At 31.5% G+C, this 20195-nt stretch carries 22 protein-coding genes; 18 read left to right on the forward strand and 4 right to left on the reverse strand.

From position 1 onward, the window contains the following. Positions 1-30: 30 nt before the first annotated feature. The 3 genes from WA340_RS13995 to WA340_RS14005 are packed head-to-tail and all read left to right on the forward strand — an operon-like array spanning position 31 to position 2460. Entirely contained in the window at positions 31-717 is a 687-nt protein-coding gene (locus WA340_RS13995; protein ID WP_336129537.1) for a glycerophosphodiester phosphodiesterase, read from the forward strand. Continuing rightward, a complete protein-coding gene (locus tag WA340_RS14000; protein ID WP_336129538.1) occupies positions 714-1922 on the forward strand; it encodes an NAD(P)/FAD-dependent oxidoreductase in 1209 nt (402 codons plus the stop codon). The genes WA340_RS13995 and WA340_RS14000 overlap by 4 nt, the downstream gene beginning before the upstream one ends. Before the next feature lies 1 nt (position 1923). Beyond that, positions 1924-2460, forward strand: a complete 537-nt coding sequence (locus WA340_RS14005; protein WP_336129539.1) for a DUF1697 domain-containing protein — start codon at positions 1924-1926, stop codon at positions 2458-2460. Here the strand turns inward: WA340_RS14005 and WA340_RS14010 are convergent. After that, entirely contained in the window at positions 2457-3017 is a 561-nt protein-coding gene (locus WA340_RS14010; RefSeq protein ID WP_336129540.1) for a TetR/AcrR family transcriptional regulator, read from the reverse strand. The two genes, WA340_RS14005 and WA340_RS14010, sit on opposite strands and share 4 nt — an antisense overlap. A 197-nt stretch (positions 3018-3214) precedes the next feature. Here WA340_RS14010 and WA340_RS14015 point away from each other — a divergent pair, with 197 nt between their 5' ends. From WA340_RS14015 to WA340_RS14030, 4 genes are read left to right on the forward strand one after another with little or no spacing between them, the layout of a single operon-like run. Beyond that, positions 3215-4294 carry a diphosphomevalonate/mevalonate 3,5-bisphosphate decarboxylase family protein gene (locus tag WA340_RS14015; protein ID WP_336129541.1) on the forward strand — a complete coding sequence of 360 codons (1080 nt, stop codon included), beginning with the start codon at positions 3215-3217 and terminating at the stop codon, positions 4292-4294. 28 nt (positions 4295-4322) lie between these two features. Further along, a complete protein-coding gene (locus WA340_RS14020) occupies positions 4323-5252 on the forward strand; it encodes a mevalonate kinase family protein (RefSeq protein ID WP_336129542.1) in 930 nt (309 codons plus the stop codon). Between the two features lie 36 nt (positions 5253-5288). Then, complete coding sequence (locus tag WA340_RS14025; RefSeq protein WP_304145136.1) at positions 5289-6194, forward strand: geranylgeranylglycerol-phosphate geranylgeranyltransferase; 906 nt, start codon at positions 5289-5291, stop codon at positions 6192-6194. Between the two features lie 34 nt (positions 6195-6228). Then, entirely contained in the window at positions 6229-7071 is an 843-nt protein-coding gene (locus WA340_RS14030) for a pseudouridine synthase (RefSeq protein WP_304145133.1), read from the forward strand. Between the two features lie 31 nt (positions 7072-7102). Here WA340_RS14030 and WA340_RS14035 read toward each other — a convergent pair whose 3' ends face one another. Further along, the gene (locus tag WA340_RS14035; RefSeq protein WP_304145130.1) at positions 7103-7975 is read right to left on the reverse strand and encodes a sterol desaturase family protein; all 873 of its coding nucleotides are present in this window, start codon (positions 7973-7975) and stop codon (positions 7103-7105) included. A 396-nt stretch (positions 7976-8371) separates the two neighbouring features. Between WA340_RS14035 and WA340_RS14040 the strand changes: the two genes are divergently transcribed. From WA340_RS14040 to WA340_RS14065, 6 genes are all read left to right on the forward strand, one after another. After that, positions 8372-9769, forward strand: a complete 1398-nt coding sequence (locus tag WA340_RS14040; RefSeq protein WP_304145127.1) for an arginine decarboxylase — start codon at positions 8372-8374, stop codon at positions 9767-9769. Continuing rightward, positions 9759-10694, forward strand: a complete 936-nt coding sequence (gene speB, locus WA340_RS14045; RefSeq protein WP_336129543.1) for an agmatinase — start codon at positions 9759-9761, stop codon at positions 10692-10694. Before WA340_RS14040 ends, speB begins: the two co-directional genes overlap by 11 nt. Next, positions 10684-11658, forward strand: coding sequence for a deoxyhypusine synthase family protein (locus WA340_RS14050; protein WP_304145122.1), 975 nt, complete (start codon positions 10684-10686; stop codon positions 11656-11658). The genes speB and WA340_RS14050 overlap by 11 nt, the downstream gene beginning before the upstream one ends. 57 nt (positions 11659-11715) lie before the next feature. Beyond that, a complete protein-coding gene (locus tag WA340_RS14055; RefSeq protein WP_027881013.1) occupies positions 11716-12039 on the forward strand; it encodes a hypothetical protein in 324 nt (107 codons plus the stop codon). Between the two features lie 2 nt (positions 12040-12041). Next, a complete protein-coding gene (locus WA340_RS14060) occupies positions 12042-12818 on the forward strand; it encodes an RMD1 family protein (RefSeq protein ID WP_304145120.1) in 777 nt (258 codons plus the stop codon). A gap of 139 nt (positions 12819-12957) precedes the next feature. After that, the gene (locus WA340_RS14065; protein WP_304145118.1) at positions 12958-13296 is read left to right on the forward strand and encodes a hypothetical protein; all 339 of its coding nucleotides are present in this window, start codon (positions 12958-12960) and stop codon (positions 13294-13296) included. 53 nt (positions 13297-13349) lie between these two features. Here WA340_RS14065 and yihA read toward each other — a convergent pair whose 3' ends face one another. Both yihA and WA340_RS14075 read right to left on the reverse strand, forming a co-directional pair. After that, positions 13350-13958, reverse strand: coding sequence for a ribosome biogenesis GTP-binding protein YihA/YsxC (gene yihA, locus WA340_RS14070; RefSeq protein WP_027881016.1), 609 nt, complete (start codon positions 13956-13958; stop codon positions 13350-13352). Positions 13959-13991: 33 nt separating this feature from the next. Then, positions 13992-14756: an alpha/beta fold hydrolase gene (locus WA340_RS14075; protein ID WP_336129544.1), complete on the reverse strand. Its 765-nt coding sequence runs from the start codon at positions 14754-14756 to the stop codon at positions 13992-13994. A gap of 271 nt (positions 14757-15027) precedes the next feature. On the opposite strand from WA340_RS14075, the gene mraZ reads away from it, so the two are divergent. The 5 genes from mraZ to WA340_RS14100 all read left to right on the forward strand — a co-directional run bounded on the left by mraZ (position 15028) and on the right by WA340_RS14100 (position 20169). Beyond that, on the forward strand, positions 15028-15495 hold the full coding sequence (gene mraZ, locus WA340_RS14080; protein WP_027881018.1) for a division/cell wall cluster transcriptional repressor MraZ: 468 nt from the start codon (positions 15028-15030) through the stop codon (positions 15493-15495). Next, positions 15482-16378: a 16S rRNA (cytosine(1402)-N(4))-methyltransferase RsmH gene (gene rsmH, locus WA340_RS14085; protein ID WP_336129545.1), complete on the forward strand. Its 897-nt coding sequence runs from the start codon at positions 15482-15484 to the stop codon at positions 16376-16378. Before mraZ ends, rsmH begins: the two co-directional genes overlap by 14 nt. Positions 16379-16380: 2 nt before the next feature. Next, the gene (locus WA340_RS14090; protein WP_336129546.1) at positions 16381-16698 is read left to right on the forward strand and encodes an FtsL-like putative cell division protein; all 318 of its coding nucleotides are present in this window, start codon (positions 16381-16383) and stop codon (positions 16696-16698) included. 64 nt (positions 16699-16762) lie between these two features. Beyond that, positions 16763-18706 carry a penicillin-binding protein gene (locus WA340_RS14095; RefSeq protein ID WP_336129638.1) on the forward strand — a complete coding sequence of 648 codons (1944 nt, stop codon included), beginning with the start codon at positions 16763-16765 and terminating at the stop codon, positions 18704-18706. Beyond that, positions 18706-20169 (forward strand): UDP-N-acetylmuramoyl-L-alanyl-D-glutamate--2,6-diaminopimelate ligase, encoded by a 1464-nt coding sequence (locus WA340_RS14100; RefSeq protein WP_336129547.1) that lies wholly within the window; start codon positions 18706-18708, stop codon positions 20167-20169. The genes WA340_RS14095 and WA340_RS14100 overlap by 1 nt, the downstream gene beginning before the upstream one ends. Positions 20170-20195 lie beyond the last annotated feature (26 nt).

Below are 20195 nucleotides of genomic sequence, written 5' to 3' on the forward strand. Positions count from 1 at the left end.
AAAATAGACTCATAAAAAAATTATAAATTAATGAAAAGTACCTTAAAAGTGGGACACAGAGGCGCAAAAGGATATATATCAGAAAACACACTACCTTCAATTAAAAAAGCATTAGAATTGGGCGTAGATGGAATAGAAATAGATGTGCATCTATGTGCGTCTGGAGAGTTAGTGGTGTTTCATGATTTTACTTTAGATAGAATGACTAATGGTACAGGAGAGTTAGGTAAACAAACGCTTAACCAATTACAATTATTAAAAATTGATGGTCAATATAAAATACCAACATTAATTGAGGTTTTAGATTTGATAAACGGAAGTTGCTTACTTAATATAGAATTAAAAGGAGAAAAAACAGCGCAACCAACTGTTAACCTGTTGCATAAATATTTTGCAAAAGGTAATTGGTCTTATAATACTATTTTAATCAGTAGTTTTCAAAGAAAAGAACTAGAAGCTATTTACGCAATAGATAATAAAATGCCTTTAGGAGTATTAACCAAAGCAAGTGTAAATGCCTCTATACGTTTTGCAAAAACAGTAAAAGCAGTTGCAATTCATCCTAATTTTGCACTTTTAAGTAAAAATAACGTAAAAGAGGCTCAAAACGAAGGTTTTAAAGTAAATGCATGGACTGTTAATGATTACGAGTCTATTGAGCGTATAAAGTCTTACGGTGTTGATGCTATAATAAGTGATTACCCAGATAGAATATGAAGTTTTTTGATGTAATAATAGTTGGTGGTGGCGCAGCAGGTTTTTTTGCGGCTATTAACATAGCAGAACAATATCCAGACGTAACTGTAGCTATTTTAGAAAAAAGTAAAGAAGTGCTGTCTAAAGTAAAAGTCTCTGGTGGTGGACGTTGTAATGTAACGCATGCAGAGTTTATTCCTCAAGAATTAGTAAAAAACTACCCAAGAGGAGAAAAAGAATTACTAGGACCATTCCATTCTTTTATGACAGGAGACACTATGGAATGGTTTGAAAAAAAAGGCGTGCCACTTAAAATAGAAGACGATGGGCGCATTTTTCCAGAATCTAACAGTTCTCAAACTATCATAGATTGTTTTTTATACGAAGCAAATAAACTTGGTGTTGAGGTTATTAAACAACAAGTTGTAACAAATTTTAATAAAGATGAATATTGGCAAGTCAATACCAAAACAGACTTATATTCTTGTGAAAAATTAATAATAGCAACAGGTAGTAGTACTAAAATTTGGGAACAATTAGAGCAGCTTGGTCATAGTATTGTGCAACCAGTACCATCATTATTTACATTCAATATTAATGATTCTAGAATCAAAGAAATTCCTGGAGTTGTTGCTCAAAATGTAACTGTAAAAGTTTTAGAGACTAACCTTGAAAGTCATGGACCTTTGTTGATTACACATTGGGGAATGAGTGCTCCTGCTATACTAAAACTATCAGCTTTTGGTGCTGTAGAATTGGCCGAAAAAAATTATAATTTTCAAATAGAAATCAATTTTATAAATCAAGATTTTGAATTTGTAATATCGCAATTAAAACAAGTTAAGATTGATTTTGCAAAGAAAGTAGTTGCTAATTATTCTATGTTTGATTTGCCAAAACGCTTATGGAATCAATTAGTTTTAGCTGCACAAATAAGTGCTGAAGCAAGATGGGCAGATATAAATAAATATCAATTAGAGCAATTGTCAACTCAGTTAACAAAAGCAATATTTAATGTAAAAGGTAAAAGTACTTTTAAAGAAGAGTTTGTGACAGCTGGCGGAATAGACCTAAAAGAAGTAAACTTTAAAAACTACCAAAGTAAGCTTTTTGAAAACTTATATTTTGCGGGTGAAGTTATAAACGTAGATGCTATTACCGGTGGATTTAATTTTCAAAATGCTTGGACTGGTGCATATATTTTATCTAAAAACCTTTTAAGTTAAGATGAAAACTTATTTAGCTTTTTTAAGAGGAATTAATGTTGGTGGTCATCATAAAATATTAATGAAAGACCTTAGAGAATTATTAAATAGTATTGGTTTTAAAGATGTAAAAACATACATTCAAAGTGGTAATATTATTTTTAAAAGTGATATTGAAAGTAATTCACTTTTAGAAGAAAAAATTCTAAATGTTATAAAAGATAAATACAACTATAGTATTGATGTTGTTGTAAAACAACCTCAAGATGTTCAAGCTATTTTAGATAATTCACCTTTTGACCAATCAACAACCGAAAAAGCTTATTTTATTTTATTAAAAAACTCTCCATCAAGTCAAAATATTGAGCAAATAAAGGCAATACATTATCCCGATGAAGAGTTTTTTGTAACTAGCATAGTTGTTTATCTTTATTGTAAGAAAGGTTATGGCAGAACAAAATGTAACAACGTGTTTTTCGAAAAAAACTTAAACGTAATTACAACTGCCAGAAATTATAAAACCTTAAATAAAGTGTTAGAAATTAGTAAGGATGACTAGTGTTTTCTAACACAATCCCAAGCCATTTCTGTAACTTGCTTAATTTCTTTTTCTGATAATTCTATTGCACCCATTTCTTTAAGCTTTACAGCAGATGTAATACAACCAGAAGCTGTTTGCATTAATAATCTTAACTCTACATCGTTTCTAAGATGGTCTTCATCAATTCCTTTTTGAAAAAAATCTCTTAAACCAGCAGTGTATTCTCTAACAGCTTCAACTAAGTCTTTAGGCATTAAAGGTGGTACAGCTACAAACTCCATAAACTTAAAAGCTAATGGATTACCAATGTAATAGTTAAATAAGTTTTGGCAAATTGCTTCAAATTGAGTTTTAAAATCAGTATCAGGTAAATTAGCCATCAAAACAACACCATAATCTTGGTTAATCACTTTGTAAATTTCCTCTAAGATTTCTTGTTTGTTGTCAAAATAGTGGTAAATAGTACCAACTGCAACATTAGCCTCTTTTGCTACTTGTGACATAGGTGTAGCATAAACACCTTGTTTTACCACCAATTCTAGCATGGTAAAAATTATTCGTTGTCTTTTATCCATTTGGATACAAAAAATTTGATAAGGTGAAAGAAGTTTTTGGTTAATTTTGGGAGTACTTCCACCTTAAGTTAGTTAATTAAACATTTAAATTTACACAAAGTGAATAAATAAATCAATTTAATTGAAGACCTATTCGCAGTAAAACTACTAAATTTATAGAATAATAAAAACTATCTTTGTCTAAAAATAATTTATAAATGTTAGTAGATCAGTTTTGTTTTTCTCTAGATGTCAGTAAATTAAAGGAAGGAAGCGTGGTTTGGCAATCGCCAAGTAACATTGCTTTAGTTAAATATTGGGGCAAAAAAGAACATCAAATTCCAGAAAATACATCCATAAGTTTCACTTTAAATGAGTGTAAAACAATTACAACTTTAACATTTACTAAGAAAAAATTAACAGAAAATTTCTCTTTTCAAGTCTTTTTAGATGAAAAACCTAAACCAGATTTTCAACCGAAGATTTCTACGTTTTTCAAGCGTATAGAAGCATATTTACCTTTTTTAAAACACTATCATTTTGTCATAAAAACTAAAAACACATTTCCTCATAGTTCGGGTATTGCATCTTCTGCTTCTGGGATGAGTGCTTTAGCCTTGTGTTTGATGAGTGTCGAAAAATTACATAACCCAGAAATGACGCAAGAGTACTTCAATAAAAAAGCATCTTTTCTAGCTAGATTAGGCTCAGGAAGTGCTTGTAGAAGTATAGAAGGATCGCTTGTGGTTTGGGGAAATCATTCAGAAATTGAAGGAAGTAGTGAGCTTTATGGTATAAAATATCCGTATCAAGTACATGATAATTTCAATAACTTTAATGATACTATTTTGCTTGTAGATAAAGGCGAAAAACAAGTAAGTAGTACTGTTGGACATAATTTAATGCACGGTCATCCGTTTGCAAAAAATAGATTTGCTCAAGCTGAAGAAAATATTTCTAAACTAAAATCAATTTTAGCGTCAGGAGATTTAAATGCATTTGTAGAACTTGTAGAAAGCGAAGCACTTACATTGCATGCTATGATGATGACAAGTTTGCCATACTTTATATTAATGAAACCAAATACACTTGAAATAATTAATAAAATATGGCAATTTAGAAATGAAACAGGTTTGCCAATTTGTTTTACTTTAGATGCTGGTGCTAACGTTCACGTTTTATATCCTGAAAAAGACGAAGAAAAAATATTAAAATTCATTAACACAGAGTTAGTTGCGTATTGCCAAAACGGTCATTATATTTGCGATAAAATTGGTTTTGGCGCTAAAAAGCAGTAAATTTATATAACCATTGCATTAATAGCTTATGAAAGGTCCCTTATTTTATTCTAAAATTTTACTCTTTGGTGAGTACGGAATCATCAAAGATTCTAAAGGATTATCTATACCTTATAACTTCTATAATGGCGCATTAAAAAAGGATAAAAACTTATCTGATCAAGCAAAAGCATCAAATGCTAGTCTTAAGCGTTTTGCAGAATATTTATCTAATATTAACAAGGATTTAGTAACTTTTGATATTGAAGCTCTAAACCAAGATATAGATCAAGGTATGTTCTTCGATTCTTCAATTCCACAAGGTTATGGTGTAGGAAGTAGTGGTGCTTTGGTAGCTGCTATTTATGATAAATATGCAGATGAAAAAATTACGGTTTTAGAAAATTTAACTAGAGATAAGCTATTAAAGTTGAAAGCTATTTTTTCTGAAATGGAATCTTTTTTCCACGGAAAATCTTCAGGATTAGATCCGTTAAACAGTTATTTAAGCTTGCCAATTCTTATAAATTCTAAGGAAAATATCGAAGCAACAGGCATACCAACTCAAAGTACAGATGGTAAAGGTGCTGTGTTTTTATTAGATTCTGGTGTTGTGGGCGAAACTGCACCTATGGTTTCTATTTTTATGGAAAACATGAAACAAGAAGGCTTTAGAAATATGCTTAAAGACCAATTTATAAAACATACTGATGCTTGTGTTGAAGACTTCTTAAAAGGAGATATTAAATCTTTATTTAAAAACACTAAGCAATTATCTAAAGTGGTTTTTAATCATTTTAAACCTATGATTCCGGCACAATTCCATGAGCTTTGGAAAAAAGGTCTTGAGACAAATGATTATTACTTAAAACTTTGCGGTTCTGGTGGTGGCGGATATATTTTAGGGTTTACTCCAGACTTTAAAAAAGCAGAAGAAGCTTTAAAAGACTATAAATTAGAAGTAGTTTATAATTTCTAAAAATTCCTGCGTAAGCAGAATTTCATTTTTATTCATATGCTGTCCAGAAAACAAAAACATCTGCTAATTAAGTTTTTTAGTATGTTTTCTGTGGTAAGAGGCTACAATATTCTGGTGGTGATTGTAGCGCAATATTTAGCTTCGGTTTTCATTTTTGCACATGATAAATCTGTAAAATCTGTTCTTTTAGATTTAAATTTATTAATGTTGGTTTTAGCATCTGCAGCGGTTATTGCTGGTGGCTATATTATCAATAATTTTTACGACTCAGAAAAAGACTTAATCAACCGACCAAACAAGTCTATGTTAGATAGATTGGTAAGTCAAAACACAAAATTGTCTTTTTATTTTGTTTTAAATTTCTCAGCTGTTATAATGGCTAGTTATGTATCTTTTAAGCCAGTATTATTTTTTTCTGTGTATATTTTTGGTATTTGGTTTTATTCTCACAAACTGAAAAAAATGCCAATAGTAGGTAATCTAGTTTCGGCAATTTTAACCATAACACCTTTCTTTGTCATCTTTGTGTATTACAAAAATTTTGACAACGTTATTTTTGTACATGCTTCGTTTCTGTTCTTAATACTTTCAATTAGAGAACTTACTAAAGATTTAGAAAATATTAAAGGCGATTTAACCCTTAACTATAGAACAATTCCGATAGTTTATGGTGAATCCACTTCAAAAAAAATGATTAGTGTTTTGGTGGCATTAACATTAATTCCTTCCTATTTTTTAATAACTCAATTTAATATAGGTAAGATGAATTTCTATTTCTACATCTGCGAAATCTTATTAATCATTTATTTATTTCTGCTATGGAAATCTAAAACTAAAACACATTATTTATGGCTTCACAATATCTTGAAATTCATTTTATTGGCAGGTGTTTTAAGCATTATATTAATAGACTATAATGTGGTAGTAGAGCGTATTTTGTAAAAAATTCGTTGTAGCTTTGCAAAAAAAATAAATTATGAGTAGACATCAAGGTGCAAATGATAAGAGGAAAAACTCCGGTAGAGGAAGAGGTAACTCTAAAAGCAAAACTTATGCAAGAGGTAACGCGCCAGTAAAAACCAAAAAGGTTTCTAAACAGGCGTCTTCAGATTCTGACTTAATCAGATTAAATAAATACATTGCAAATGCAGGTATTTGCTCACGTCGTGAGGCAGACCAACATATTGCAATGGGATTAGTTACAGTAAATGGTAGCGTGGTAACCGAAATGGGTTACAAAGTACAGTTGGATGATGAAGTACGTTACGATGGCGCAAGAATAAGTCCAGAAAAAAAGGCATATGTTTTATTAAATAAACCAAAAGGTTTTGCAACAACAACTAGTACAGATAAAGGTCGTACTGTTATGGATTTGGTTGCTAATGCAACAAGCTCTAGGATTAAGCCAATTGGTCGTTTAGGACGAAACTCAACAGGGTTATTATTGTTTACAAACGATGAAAAGATTGTAAAAAAGTTTACAAATTCTAAAAATGGCGTATCAAGATTATTTCATGTAGAATTAGATAAAAACCTTAAGCTTGAAGATTTAAAGAAAATTCAAGAAGGATTTAAAGTAGATGATAAATTAATCACAGTGGAAGAGGTTAGTTATATTGATGGTTCTCCTAAAAAAGAAATAGGTATTAAAATTAAAAATACAGGTAATACAATTTTAAGGACCATTTTTGATCATTTAAAATACGATATTGTAAAAATAGACTGTGTTGCAATTGCACATCTAACCAAAAAAGATATTCCTCGCGGTAATTGGAAGATCTTAACAGAACAAGAAGTAAATACTTTAAAAATGCTATAACAAAAAAGCCAACTTTTACAGTTGGCTTTTTTTATTTTTCTTTCTTAAATCCGTAGGTGTTTTGACCAATAAAATCTTTAGGAAATTGGTCGTCACCTTCAAAACCAATTTTAATGGTACCACTATCTTCTGGTACAAAATTAGTTTTAAATATATAATCCCATAAGCTTAAACTAATTCCGTAGTTAATACCATGTCTACCTTCTGGTATAGTGTAAGCATGATGATAAAGGTGCATTACAGGGTTATTAAAAATATATTTTAAAGGACCATAGGTTAGCTTTATGTTAGAATGGTTTAGGTGACCAATAGTAATTGCAATAAAATGAACGATATAAGCTTGTTCAGGTTCAAAACCACCAAGAATCATTACACCAAAAACTTTTAAGGGTTTATATAAAACGTTTTCCATCCAATGGTAGCGTAAATGTGCAGCAAAACCCATCTCCTTAACGCTGTGATGTACTTTATGAAAATTCCAAAGCACTTCATATCTATGTAGTAGCACATGAGTAAACCATTGTACAAAATCTAAGATCAAAAAGAAAACAAGTAGTTGTAACCAAGGCGACCAATTAGAAATATTTATCAAAGCTAGACTTTGAGTAGTGATATTAAATTCTCCAAAAAACAAACTAACAACTTTGTAAAACCCACTTATAACTATAGAAAAAACAAAAAAGTTAAAGAACATATAGAAAACATCTAGCCAAAAGTCTTTTCTAATAATAGCTTGGTTTTTTCTCCACGGAAAAACAATCTCTAATCCCCAAACAATTAAAGATATAAGGATTAGTCCCCAAAAATAATTTGTATACCAAGGGATTTCAAAAATTATAGATTTATAAGTCCAATTAACCGTTCCTAAAAAAGAGTTAATAAAAGCGTCTAAATATTTTTCCATCTTTCAATTATGAAACTTAAATTTTAGTCGTGCAAAATACTAAATCTTACAGGCGTTTTTTGTGATTTTTGTTACAAATGAAAAAAAACAAAAAAAAGTTTTGCGTGTCAAAAAAAAAATTACATTTGTCACGCATTTAGCTGAACATTTTGAAAACTGTTTCTATGTTCGGGCTTTTGAAAATTAGGAAGTCATATTCAAAAGCAGCTTACAGATTAAGTGACCGAATTTTAAAGCTAACTTCCGCATTTACTTCAATTTATGCTAGTCAGCATCAGCTTGGCTTTGTGCCAACTTATGACTTAAAAATCCAAATTTGATAAAATTCTTATTATTTTTTTAACAGTAAATTCATACTGTTTTGGTAACTTTTTAGAAAATTTATAAAAAATAATAATGAAAACTAAATACATAGATTTAATAAGTCAAACTTTTGATTTTCCTCAAGAAGAGTTTGATTTAAAAAATAAAACATTACAATTTCATGACGTAGATTTAATGAAGTTGATTGAGGAATATGGTGCGCCATTAAAATTTACTTATCTACCTCAAATTTCTAATAATATCCAACGCGCAAAGCAATGGTTTGCTAATGCTATAGATAAGCATAATTATAAAGGTAAATACAACTATTGTTATTGTACAAAAAGCTCTCACTTTAAACATGTTTTAAATGAAGCTTTAAAAAACGATATTCATATAGAAACATCTTCTGCATTTGATATAGATATTGTCGAAAATCTTAAAAAAGAAGGAAAAATTACTAATGATACCTTTGTTATTAGTAATGGTTTTAAACGTGAGCAGTACATAACTAACATTGCTAGATTAATTAATAATGGTCATCATAATTGTATCCCTATAATTGATAACTACGAAGAGATTAATCTGCTATCAGAAGAAATTAATGATAACTTTAAAGTAGGTATTAGAATTGCATCAGAAGAAGAACCAAAATTTGAGTTTTATACCTCTCGTTTAGGTATAGGTTACAAAAATATTGTACCATTTTATAAAAACCAGATTAAAGACAACCCAAAAGTAGAGCTTAAAATGCTTCACTTTTTTATAAATACAGGTATAAGGGATAATGCATATTACTGGAACGAGTTAATCAAATGTTTACGTGTTTATGTTAGCTTAAAAAAGATATGTCCAACATTAGATAGTTTAAATATTGGCGGTGGATTTCCTATAAAAAATTCGTTAGCTTTTGAGTTTGATTACGAGTATATGATAGATGAAATTTTAAATCAAATACAAACCATTTGTGATTTAGAAGGTGTAGATGTGCCAAATATTTTTACAGAATTTGGAAGTTTTACCGTAGGTGAAAGCGGAGGAGCAATCTATCAAGTGTTATATCAAAAACAACAAAATGATCGCGAAAAATGGAATATGATAAATTCGTCTTTTATAACAACATTACCAGACACGTGGGCAATTAATAAAAGATTTATTATGTTGCCTATTAACCGTTGGCAAGATAGTTACGAGCGTGTATTATTAGGCGGATTAACATGTGATAGTGACGATTATTACAATAGCGAGCAGCATATGAATGCAATATATCTACCAAAATATAACGTTGACAAACCATTATATATAGGCTTTTTTAATACAGGCGCTTACCAAGAAACCATAGGAGGTTTTGGAGGATTACAACACTGTTTAATACCAAGCCCAAAACACATCTTAATAAGTAAAGATGACGATGGAAACATCAAAACACAATTATTTTCAGAACAACAAAAAAGTGAAGACTTACTTAAAATTTTAGGTTATGCAAACTAAAACGTATGCAGGAATTCCAGAAGAATTCGCAAAATTAGAAAAAGCAAAAGTAGTGTTAATACCTGTGCCATATGACGGTACAAGTACTTGGCAAAAAGGAGCAGATAAAGGTCCGCAAGCCTTTTTAGATGCTTCTGAAAACATGGAATTATATGATATAGAAACTGATACAGAAGTGTATCAGCAAGGTGTGTTTTTGGCAGACGCTGTAACAGAAAACAGTAGCCCAGAAGCAATGGTAGATGCTGTACATCAAGCAACAAAAAGATATATTAAAAAGAATAAGTTTGTAACTATTTTTGGTGGTGAGCACTCGATATCTATTGGGACAATCCGTGCGTTTAACGAGATGTATCCAAACTTAACAGTATTACAATTAGACGCGCATGCAGATTTACGTAAAGAGTACGAAGGATCTAAATGTAATCATGCTTGTGCAGTTTACGAAGCAAGCCAAACAACAAATCTAATTCAAGTAGGGATTAGATCTATGGATGCTATCGAAAAAACTGTAATGGATGAAGATAAAACGTACTTTGCTCATGAAATGGTAGAAGATAGCACATGGATGGATAGTGCAATTGACCAAATGACAGATAACGTATTTATAACAATAGATTTAGATGTGTTTGACCCTTCAATTATGCCAAGTACAGGTACGCCAGAACCAGGTGGATTATTATGGTACGAAACCCTAGATTTTTTAAGACAAATATTTGAAGAAAAAAATGTAGTAGGATTTGATATCGTAGAGCTTTGTCCAAATAAAGATGAAAAATCTTCAGACTTTTTAGCAGCTAAATTATATTATAAAATGTTGAGCTATAAGTTTTTGGATGAAAATATAGACGACGAATACGATAATAATTACGACAACAAACAAAAAAATAACAGCACAAAATATAACGAAGACTATGAGTACTAAAGGACCAATTTCTCAATTTATTCAACATCATTATTTACACTTTAATTCTGCAGCTCTTGTAGATGCAGCAAAAGGATACGAAGCGCAATTAAACAACGGTGCAAAAATGTTAGTATCTCTTGCTGGTGCAATGAGTACTGCCGAATTAGGTAAAAGCTTTGCAGAGATGATCCGTCAGGACAAGGTTCAAATAATAAGCTGTACAGGTGCAAACCTTGAAGAAGATATTATGAATCTTGTAGCACATTCTCATTACAAACGTGTACCTAATTATCGTGATTTAACACCGCAAGACGAGTGGGATTTATTAGAAAAAGGATTAAACCGAGTAACAGATACTTGTATACCAGAAGAAGAGGCATTTAGAAGACTGCAACAGCATATTTATAAAATATGGAAAGATGCAGAAGCAAATGGAGAGCGTTATTTTCCGCATGAATATATGTACAAAATGTTACTTTCAGGTGTGTTAGAGGAGTATTACGAAATAGATTTAAAAGACTCTTGGATGTATGCAGCAGCAGAAAAGAATTTACCAATAGTTGTTCCTGGTTGGGAAGATAGTACTATGGGTAATATTTTTGCAAGCTACGTATTAAAAGGAGAGCTTAAAGCAAGTACAATGAAATCTGGTATAGAGTACATGACCTTTTTAGCAGATTGGTATACAGAAAAATCTCAAAACGGAATTGGCTTCTTCCAAATAGGTGGTGGTATTGCAGGAGATTTTCCTATTTGTGTTGTACCAATGCTATATCAAGATATGGAGCGCACAGATACGCCATTTTGGAGTTATTTCTGTCAAATAAGCGATTCTACAACTAGTTATGGTTCTTATTCTGGAGCAGTACCAAACGAAAAAATTACTTGGGGAAAACTAGATATTAATACACCAAAGTTTATTGTAGAAAGTGACGCTACAATAGTAGCGCCGTTAATCTTTGCATACCTTTTGGATTGGTAAAAATTTCCTATAACTTTAAAATATAAAAATACATACCCGAAAAAGTAAAATTATCCCATGAAAAAGCCTGACAACCTAAAACGTGTTATCGTAGACTTTAAAAAATTAACACCAGAAATCTTAAAGCTTTTAGTAGATAAGTATCCTGATGGATATGACGAGGATCATATTATCGAATTTAGAAATGCTAAAAATGAATTAGTAGAAGCTGTAGAAGTAACAACAGAAGACACTAAATATTTAGTAAAAGTAAGTACCAAGTTAGTACAAACTATGGAAAATTATGACGAAGATGATTACGAAGACTTTGATAGTGATGATCCAGAAGCAGTACAAGATCCAGATATAGAGCCTAGCGAAGAGCAGGACGAAGATTTTTAACAATGTATAAAGTTGTAGCTTATCAAATAGCTAGTAGTATAAACATTAAAGCTTGTAAACAGCAATTGTCTTGGCAATTGCTGTTTCAAGATAGTGACGAGCTATTTTACGAAATTGATCAACATGCATTTGTGTATGTTTTTCAATATGGTATGGTTAGTTTTTTTAATATGTCTGATAGTCAAATAACAGAAGTGTTAAATACTTTAAAACCACATACCAATAATTATTTCTTCCAAAAACTGTCGGAAGCAACAGAGGTTTTAATTAAGCCAAAAACATTAAAAGTCCAGTTTAATCACATAGAATTACCAACTCTTGATCAAGAAATGATAAGATTGGTAATGTTATACGCATCGCAAAGTGTAGCATTAGACAGATATTCTGAAATTACAGAAGAACTACTTGAGCAAACACATCAACATACATTATATCTAGAGAAAAAAGGAAAACTAGACATTTCAGGACATAAGCTAAAACGCTTCATAGGAAAGACGTTAAATATTAAAAACAAGATTTCTGAAAACTTATATATTTTTGATTCGCCAGAAATAACGTGGGAAAACGAGCAGTTAAATAAATTAAATACAGATTTAAAACAGTCTTTTGACCTGCATGCTCGTTATCGATTAATTCATGAAAGAATCGAAATTATAAAAGAAAATCTAGAGCTTTTTAAAGATATAATGGACCATAGAGAAAGTAGTACTTTAGAGTGGATCATAATCATATTAATCGTAATAGAAGTATTTGATCTTTTTATAGCCAAATTTTGGTAACCTTATAAGATTTTACAAAGCGTACTCAGTTCATCCTACCACACGTAATTACAAGGTATTGTAATACTAAAAGCAATCGGACTTGAGGTGGCAAATTTCCGAGCAAAATAAATCAAACTTAACTTTAATTATTTTTAAAATGAAGACAAAACTTATCGTTTCAGTTTTTGCATTAGTTACTTATTTGTCAACAGCTTTTATAACGCCTTCAACCCAAAAAGTAATAAGCGGTACCTATGAAGGGACAGAAGAATTTAATTATGTGTTTACTGTAGAAGTAAAAGGCGAAAAGCAAACAATGAAATTTCAATATGCTTCAGAAGAAGTATTAGAAAATTATGATTTAGATACAGACGAATATATAGGTGAAGACTTTAAAATTACCTATCAAACATCAATAGAAGTTGTAGAAGACGAAGAAGGTAATGAAGAAGAAATAGAGGTGTTAACTATTACGGACCTGATGTTAAATCAGTAATTGTACAATCTATTTAAAAAAAAAGACCGCTATTATACGCGGTCTTTTTTATTTTACTGTTCAACTTCTATAGTGTTATTTAAATGGTCAATATAGCCAAGTAACTCGTCTTTACCTATATTTTTACTTGAAGATGTTACGAAGTAATTTGGCATGTCTTGCCAGGTTTCAAGAAGTATGTTTTTATAATCTTCTATATGTCTTTCAATAGCTTTTGGTTTAAGTTTGTCTGCTTTGGTAAACACAATAGAAAATGGTATGCCGTTTAAGCCTAAGTATTCCATAAACTCTAAATCTATTGGTTGAGGTTTGTGTCTAATGTCTACTAAAACAAAAGCGGTAATTAGTTGTCTTCGCTTTTCAAAATATTCAGTTATAAACTTCTGAAATACTTTTTTTGTGCTTTTAGAAACGCGTGCATAACCGTAACCAGGTAAATCAACCAAAAACCAATTATCATTAATTAAAAAATGATTAATTAGTTGTGTTTTTCCTGGTCTTCCAGAGGTTTTAGCTAAACTCTTTCTGTTGGTTAGCATATTAATTAAAGAAGACTTACCAACATTACTGCGACCAATAAAAGCGTATTCTGGTAGCTTATCTTTTGGGCATTTAGCAACGTCAGAGTTGCTCATTACAAATGTAGCAGATTTAATATGCATTAGATTTATCTTTATTTCTGCAAAAAGGATAAATTAAAACTCACGCTTTTTTAACCAAGCGTATAGAATTTCATTAAAAGTTTCTGGATGTTCCATCATTGCAGCATGACCACATTTGTCAATCCAAAATAGCTCTGAATCTGGTAAAAGACTGTTAAATTCGTCTGCAACTTCAGGTGGAGTTACAGTGTCATTTTTTCCCCAAATAATGCAAGTTGGTGTTTGCATTTTTGGTAAATCTTTTGCCATATTATGTCTTATAGCGCTTTTAGCAATAGCTAAAGTTTTAATTAGTTTATTTCTGTCATTTACTGTTTCGTAAACTTCATCAACGATTTCTTTAGTTGCAACTTCAGGGTCATAAAACACATCTTGCGCTTTTTTCTTAATAACCTCATAGTCACTACGTTTTGTGTAGCCACTACCCATAGCGCTTTCATAAAGTCCTGAGCTACCAGTTATAACTAGAGCTTTAACTTTGTCAGGATATAATTTTGTATGATATAAACCAATATGTCCACCAAGTGAGTTTCCTAATAAAATAACATCTTCTAGTCCTTTAAAATCTATAAATTCATGTAGATAGTTTGCAAAAGCCTTTACGTTTGTTTTAAGTAAAGACATTGTGTAAACAGGTAATTTTGGAATTATTATTTTATAACCTTTTGTACTAAAATAGGAGGTTACGGCGTCAAAGTTACTAAGTCCGCCCATAAGTCCATGAAGAATAATAATTGGTTGTCCTGTGCCAACTTCTATGTAATTAAACTTTCCTTCTTTTTTAAGTTTGTGCGTCATTAACAGTTAGTCATTTGCTTAGCAACAAATATAGGTATTTCATTTAAAACAAATCCTAATATAACTTTTTACTTCCAAAAATTAAGACACTTAAGATTTGTTTTTCTTTCCCACTTTTTGATAAGTTGTTTGTCTTACTATTTTCAATTATTTACACGCTTTTTAAATGTTAAAAAACCATAACTTATTAACAATGTGGTAAAATGTGGTAAAATGTGGTAAAATTTTCAATATATTTGATTTTTAAATATTAACCCAGTTTCAAACTGTTTTGAACTCATTTATAGGAACATACGAATGTAAAGTAGACGCCAAAGGAAGGCTAATGCTACCTGCTGCTCTAAAAAAGCAGATGGATGGTGTGTTGCAAAATGGGTTTGTGATTAAAAGAGCGGTGTTTCAAGAGTGTTTGGAATTGTATCCAATGACCGAATGGGATGCATTAATGCAGAAAATAAATAAGCTAAATCGATTCAAAAAAAAGAACAACGATTTTATTAGAAGGTTTACTGCTGGAGTAAAAATGGTAGATGTTGATGCAAACGGAAGGTTGTTAATACCAAAAGATTTAGTGGTTTTTGCTTCTATCTCTAAGGATATTGTAATGTCCTCTGCGGTTAATATTATTGAGATTTGGGATAAAACGAAGTATGAAAAAGCTATTGATGACGCAACTGTAGATTTTGCAGATTTAGCTGAAGAAGTAATGGGACAAGATGACGAAGATGGAATATCATAATCCAGTTTTATTAAAAGAAACCGTAGATGGTTTAGCGATTAAAGAAGATGGTATTTATGTAGATGTCACTTTTGGTGGTGGCGGACACAGTAAAGAGATCTTAAGTCGTTTGGGTGAAAAAGGAAGGCTTTACGCTTTTGATCAAGATAAAGACGCTCTTAAAAATAAAATAGACGATAGTCGCTTTACGCTAATCAATGAAAATTTTAGATACATAAAGCGATTTTTAAGGTTTTATGGTGTAAAAGAAGTAGACGGAATCTTAGGTGATTTTGGTGTGTCTTCTCATCAATTTGATGTGGCAGAACGTGGTTTTTCAACACGTTTTGAGGCAGATTTAGATATGAGGATGAATCAAAGTAATCAACTATCAGCCTATCATGTTGTTAATGAATATAGTCAGGAAGACTTACGTGATGTGTTGTTACAGTATGGCGAGTTAAGAGCTGCGCCAGCTATGGCAAGAGTGATCGTAGAAGCTAGAATGAATGGTGAAATAAAAACATCAGAGCAGTTAAAATTTGCTTTAAAAAAGTTTTTATCGCCAAAGCATGAAAATAAAATTTTAGCTCAAATCTATCAAGCGATTAGAATAGAGGTGAATCAAGAAATTGAAGCTTTAAAAGAGTTTTTAATGCAAACACCAGAGGTTTTAAAACCTGGCGGAAGATTAAGTCTAATTTCTTATCACTCTTTAGAAGATAGATTGGTAAAGCGTTTTATGCGAAACGGATTGTTTGAAGGTGAGCCAGAACGTGATGTGTTTGGAAGATTTGAAGTGCCTTTTAAAAAAGTAGGGAAATTAATAGTGCCAACAGCACAAGAGATAAAAGAAAACAATAGAGCTAGAAGTGCCAAACTTAGAATAGCAGAAAAACTATAAAAGTGAAAAAAAGCATCTATAGCATATTAAGAGGAACGTTTTTAGTTAGCGAAGACTCGTTTAAAAACTGGCGCATCATCTTGTTTATTTCTGTGTTGGCAATAATAATGATAGCAAGTTCGCATAGTGCAGATAAAAAAGTGTATGAAATAGCAAGACTTAATAACGAAGTAAAAGAATTGCGATCGGCACTTTACGACGGAAGAACAAGATTAATGCAGTTAAAAATGGAATCTTCAGTTGTAAAAAAAATGAAAGAAAAAGGTTTGGCGCCTTCTGTAATACCGCCAACCAAAATAATTGTAAAACCACAAAATTAAGTTCTCAATCGTGGCAGTTAACGAAAAGAACATATTAAACAGATTGTATTTTGTAGCGGGATGTATGTTCATCTTCGCTATTGCTGTTGTGGTTAAATTGTTAAGCATTCAATTTATTCAAGGCGATAAGTATAAGGCTTTAGTAGAAGAAAGCAATATAAAAGAAGTGTCTATTCCTGCTAACCGTGGTAATGTATACTCTGCAGACGGAAGTCTTTTAGCAACTTCAATTCCAAAATACGATATCAGGTTTGATGCCATTACGCCAACCGATAAGCGATTTAAAGAGTACTTAACACCTTTAAGTGAAGCGCTTTCAAAATATTCAGGTAAGTCTGTTTCTTATTATAAAAAAGAATTGCAAAAAGCACGAGCTAACAAGAATAGGTATTATTTGTTAGCAAGAAATATTGGGTATTCAGAATATCTAAAATTTAGAAGCTTTCCATTGCTAGAATTAGGTCCGTACAAAGGTGGTTTAATTGTAGAGCAGTATGTAAAACGCGAACATCCTTTAGGTGAAGTTGCGCAACGTACTATTGGTTACGAGCGTGTTGATGACGAAGGAAATATAACAAGAGCAGGAATAGATGGTGCTTTTGGAAGTGATTATTTAAGAGGAACAGACGGAAAGCGTATCAAGCAAAAAATAGGGAAAGGACAATGGAAGCCAATTACGGTTGATAATGAAGTTGAACCAAAAGATGGTTACGATGTCTACACAACTATAGATGTAAATATTCAAGATATTGCACATCACGCACTATTAGAGCAATTAGAAAAATACGAAGCAGAGCACGGAACTGTAGTAGTAATGGAAGTAAAAACAGGTGAAATTAGAGCTATTTCAAACCTTGGAAGAACATCTAAAAACACCTATTACGAAAAAAGAAATTACGCGGTTTACGAAGCGCATGAACCTGGTTCTACATTTAAATTAATGGCATTAATGGCTGCTTTAGAAGATAAAAAAGTAGATACATCAGATGTGATAGATACTGGTAATGGATATAAAGTGTTTTATGGTCGTGGAATAAAAGATTCTCATGGTTATGGTAAGATTTCTGCAGCAAGAGCTTTTGAAGTGTCATCAAACATAGGTTTAGCTACTATAGTAGATAAAGCATACGCGAAAAATCCAGAGCGTTTTTTAAATATTTTAAGTCAATGGAATTTAGATAAAAAGCTAAACATTTCAATTAAAGGTGAAGGAGAACCAATGATACCAAAACCTGGACATAAAAATTGGAGTAGAAATGCATTGCCATCATTAGCTTATGGGTATGGTTTAAAAATAACACCGTTGCAAACATTAACATTTTACAATGCTGTTGCTAATAATGGTGTAATGGTTAAACCAAGATTTATTAGAGAGGTAAGAAATCTTGATGAAAAAATAGAAGTGTTCGAAAAAGAAATAATTAATGAGAAGATTTGCTCTGATCAGACACTTAAAAAAGCAAAAACCATGCTAGAAAATGTTGTAAAGCGTGGTACAGGTACATCATTGTATTCAGATTATTTCTCTATGGGCGGAAAGACAGGTACGGCTCGTACAGAGTATTGGCATAAGGACTGGTCCAAAAACCCACGATATATTTCGTCTTTTGCAGGGTATTTTCCAGCGGATAATCCTAAGTATTCTTGCATTGTTGTTATTCATAAACCTAGTGTAAAAAAAGGGTTTTATGGTGCAGATGTATCTGGTCCGGTATTTAAAAAAGTGGCTCAAAAGATATTTACAGACACGCCAATTATTGATAAAGTTGAGAGCTTAGAAGCTAAAACGGCTAATGTAGAAAAGGAATACAAAACCTATTACAAAATAGCGAATACCTATAAAACAATCATGCCAGACGTAACGGGTTTACCAGTTATGGATGCAGTAGCATTGTTAGAAAATATGGGTTTAAAAGTAAAAATTGAAGGCGTTGGTGTAGTAGAAAACCAATCTATTAGCAAAGGAACAAAAGTCAAAAAAGATCAAACAGTAGTTTTAAAAGCATAGTGATTACATTAAAAGACATATTATACAAAGTTACTTTAGATGCAGTTGTAGGTAGTACAAATGTTATGGTGCGTAACATTCATTTTAATTCGCGTAGCGTAGCGATTAATGATGTGTTTGTAGCAATAAAAGGAACTGTTGTAGATGGGCATCAATACATAGATGCGGCGATTAATCAAGGTGCCATTGCAGTTGTGTGTGAGGTTATTCCTGCAATCACAAAAAAAGGTGTCACTTACATAAAGGTAGACGACTCAAGTCGTGCGTTAGCAATAATGGCGTCCAATTTTTATGGGAATTCTTCAGAAAATTTAAAACTAGTTGGTGTAACCGGTACCAACGGTAAAACTACTATTGCGTCGCTTTTATATCAGTTATTCAAAAAAGCAGGATTTAAGGTTGGTCTGTTGTCTACCGTAAAAATTATGGTAGATAATAAAGAGTTTCCTGCAACGCATACAACGCCAGATTCGTTAACAATCAACGCCTATTTAAAGCAAATGAATGATGAAGGTGTAGAGTTTTGTTTTATGGAAGTCAGCTCACACGGAATCGACCAAAACAGAACACTAGGATTAAAATTTGAAGGCGGAATTTTCACCAATCTGTCACACGATCATTTAGATTATCACAATTCTTTTGCAGAATACAGAGATGTTAAAAAACGCTTTTTTGATGAGTTGCCAAGCACAGCTTTTGCACTAACAAACATCGATGATAAAAACGGAAGCATCATGCTTCAAAATACAAAAGCAAAACAGTATAGCTATGCCTTAAAAAGCTATGCAGATTATAAAGCTCAAATTTTAGAAAATCAATTTAACGGATTGTTATTAAAACTGAATGATAACGAAGTTTGGGTAAGATTAATTGGCACATTTAACGCTTATAATATTTTGGCAATTTTCGCTTGCGCGGAATTATTAGGTCTTGAAAAAGATGAATTATTAAGATTTATTAGCGAGTTAGAAAGTGTAAGCGGAAGATTTCAATTCTTAATTTCTGATGAAAAAATTACCGCAATTGTAGATTACGCGCATACACCAGATGCATTGCAAAATGTGTTAGAAACCATAAATGATATTCGTACCAAAAACGAAGAATTAATTACAGTTGTAGGTTGTGGTGGAGATAGGGATAAAACCAAGCGTCCCAAAATGGGACATATCGCTTCGGCTTTAAGTACAAAGGTGATTTTTACTAGTGATAATCCACGAACAGAAGTGCCAGAAACCATTATTGATGACATTGAAAAAGGCGTAGAAGCTCAAAATTTTAAAAAAACAATGTCTATTGTAGATAGAAGACAAGCCATTAAAACAGCATGTCAATTAGCAAATCCTAATGATATCATTTTAATCGCTGGAAAAGGGCATGAAACTTATCAAGAGGTAAATGGCGTAAGAACAGATTTTGATGATTTCAAAATTGTAAAAGAATTTTTAAAACAGTTAAAAAAATAGTGTTTGCTTAACAATGTTTAAGCAGC

Source organism: Mesoflavibacter sp. CH_XMU1422-2 (assembly GCF_037029245.1).
Classification (GTDB): Bacteria; Bacteroidota; Bacteroidia; order Flavobacteriales; family Flavobacteriaceae; genus Mesoflavibacter; species Mesoflavibacter zeaxanthinifaciens.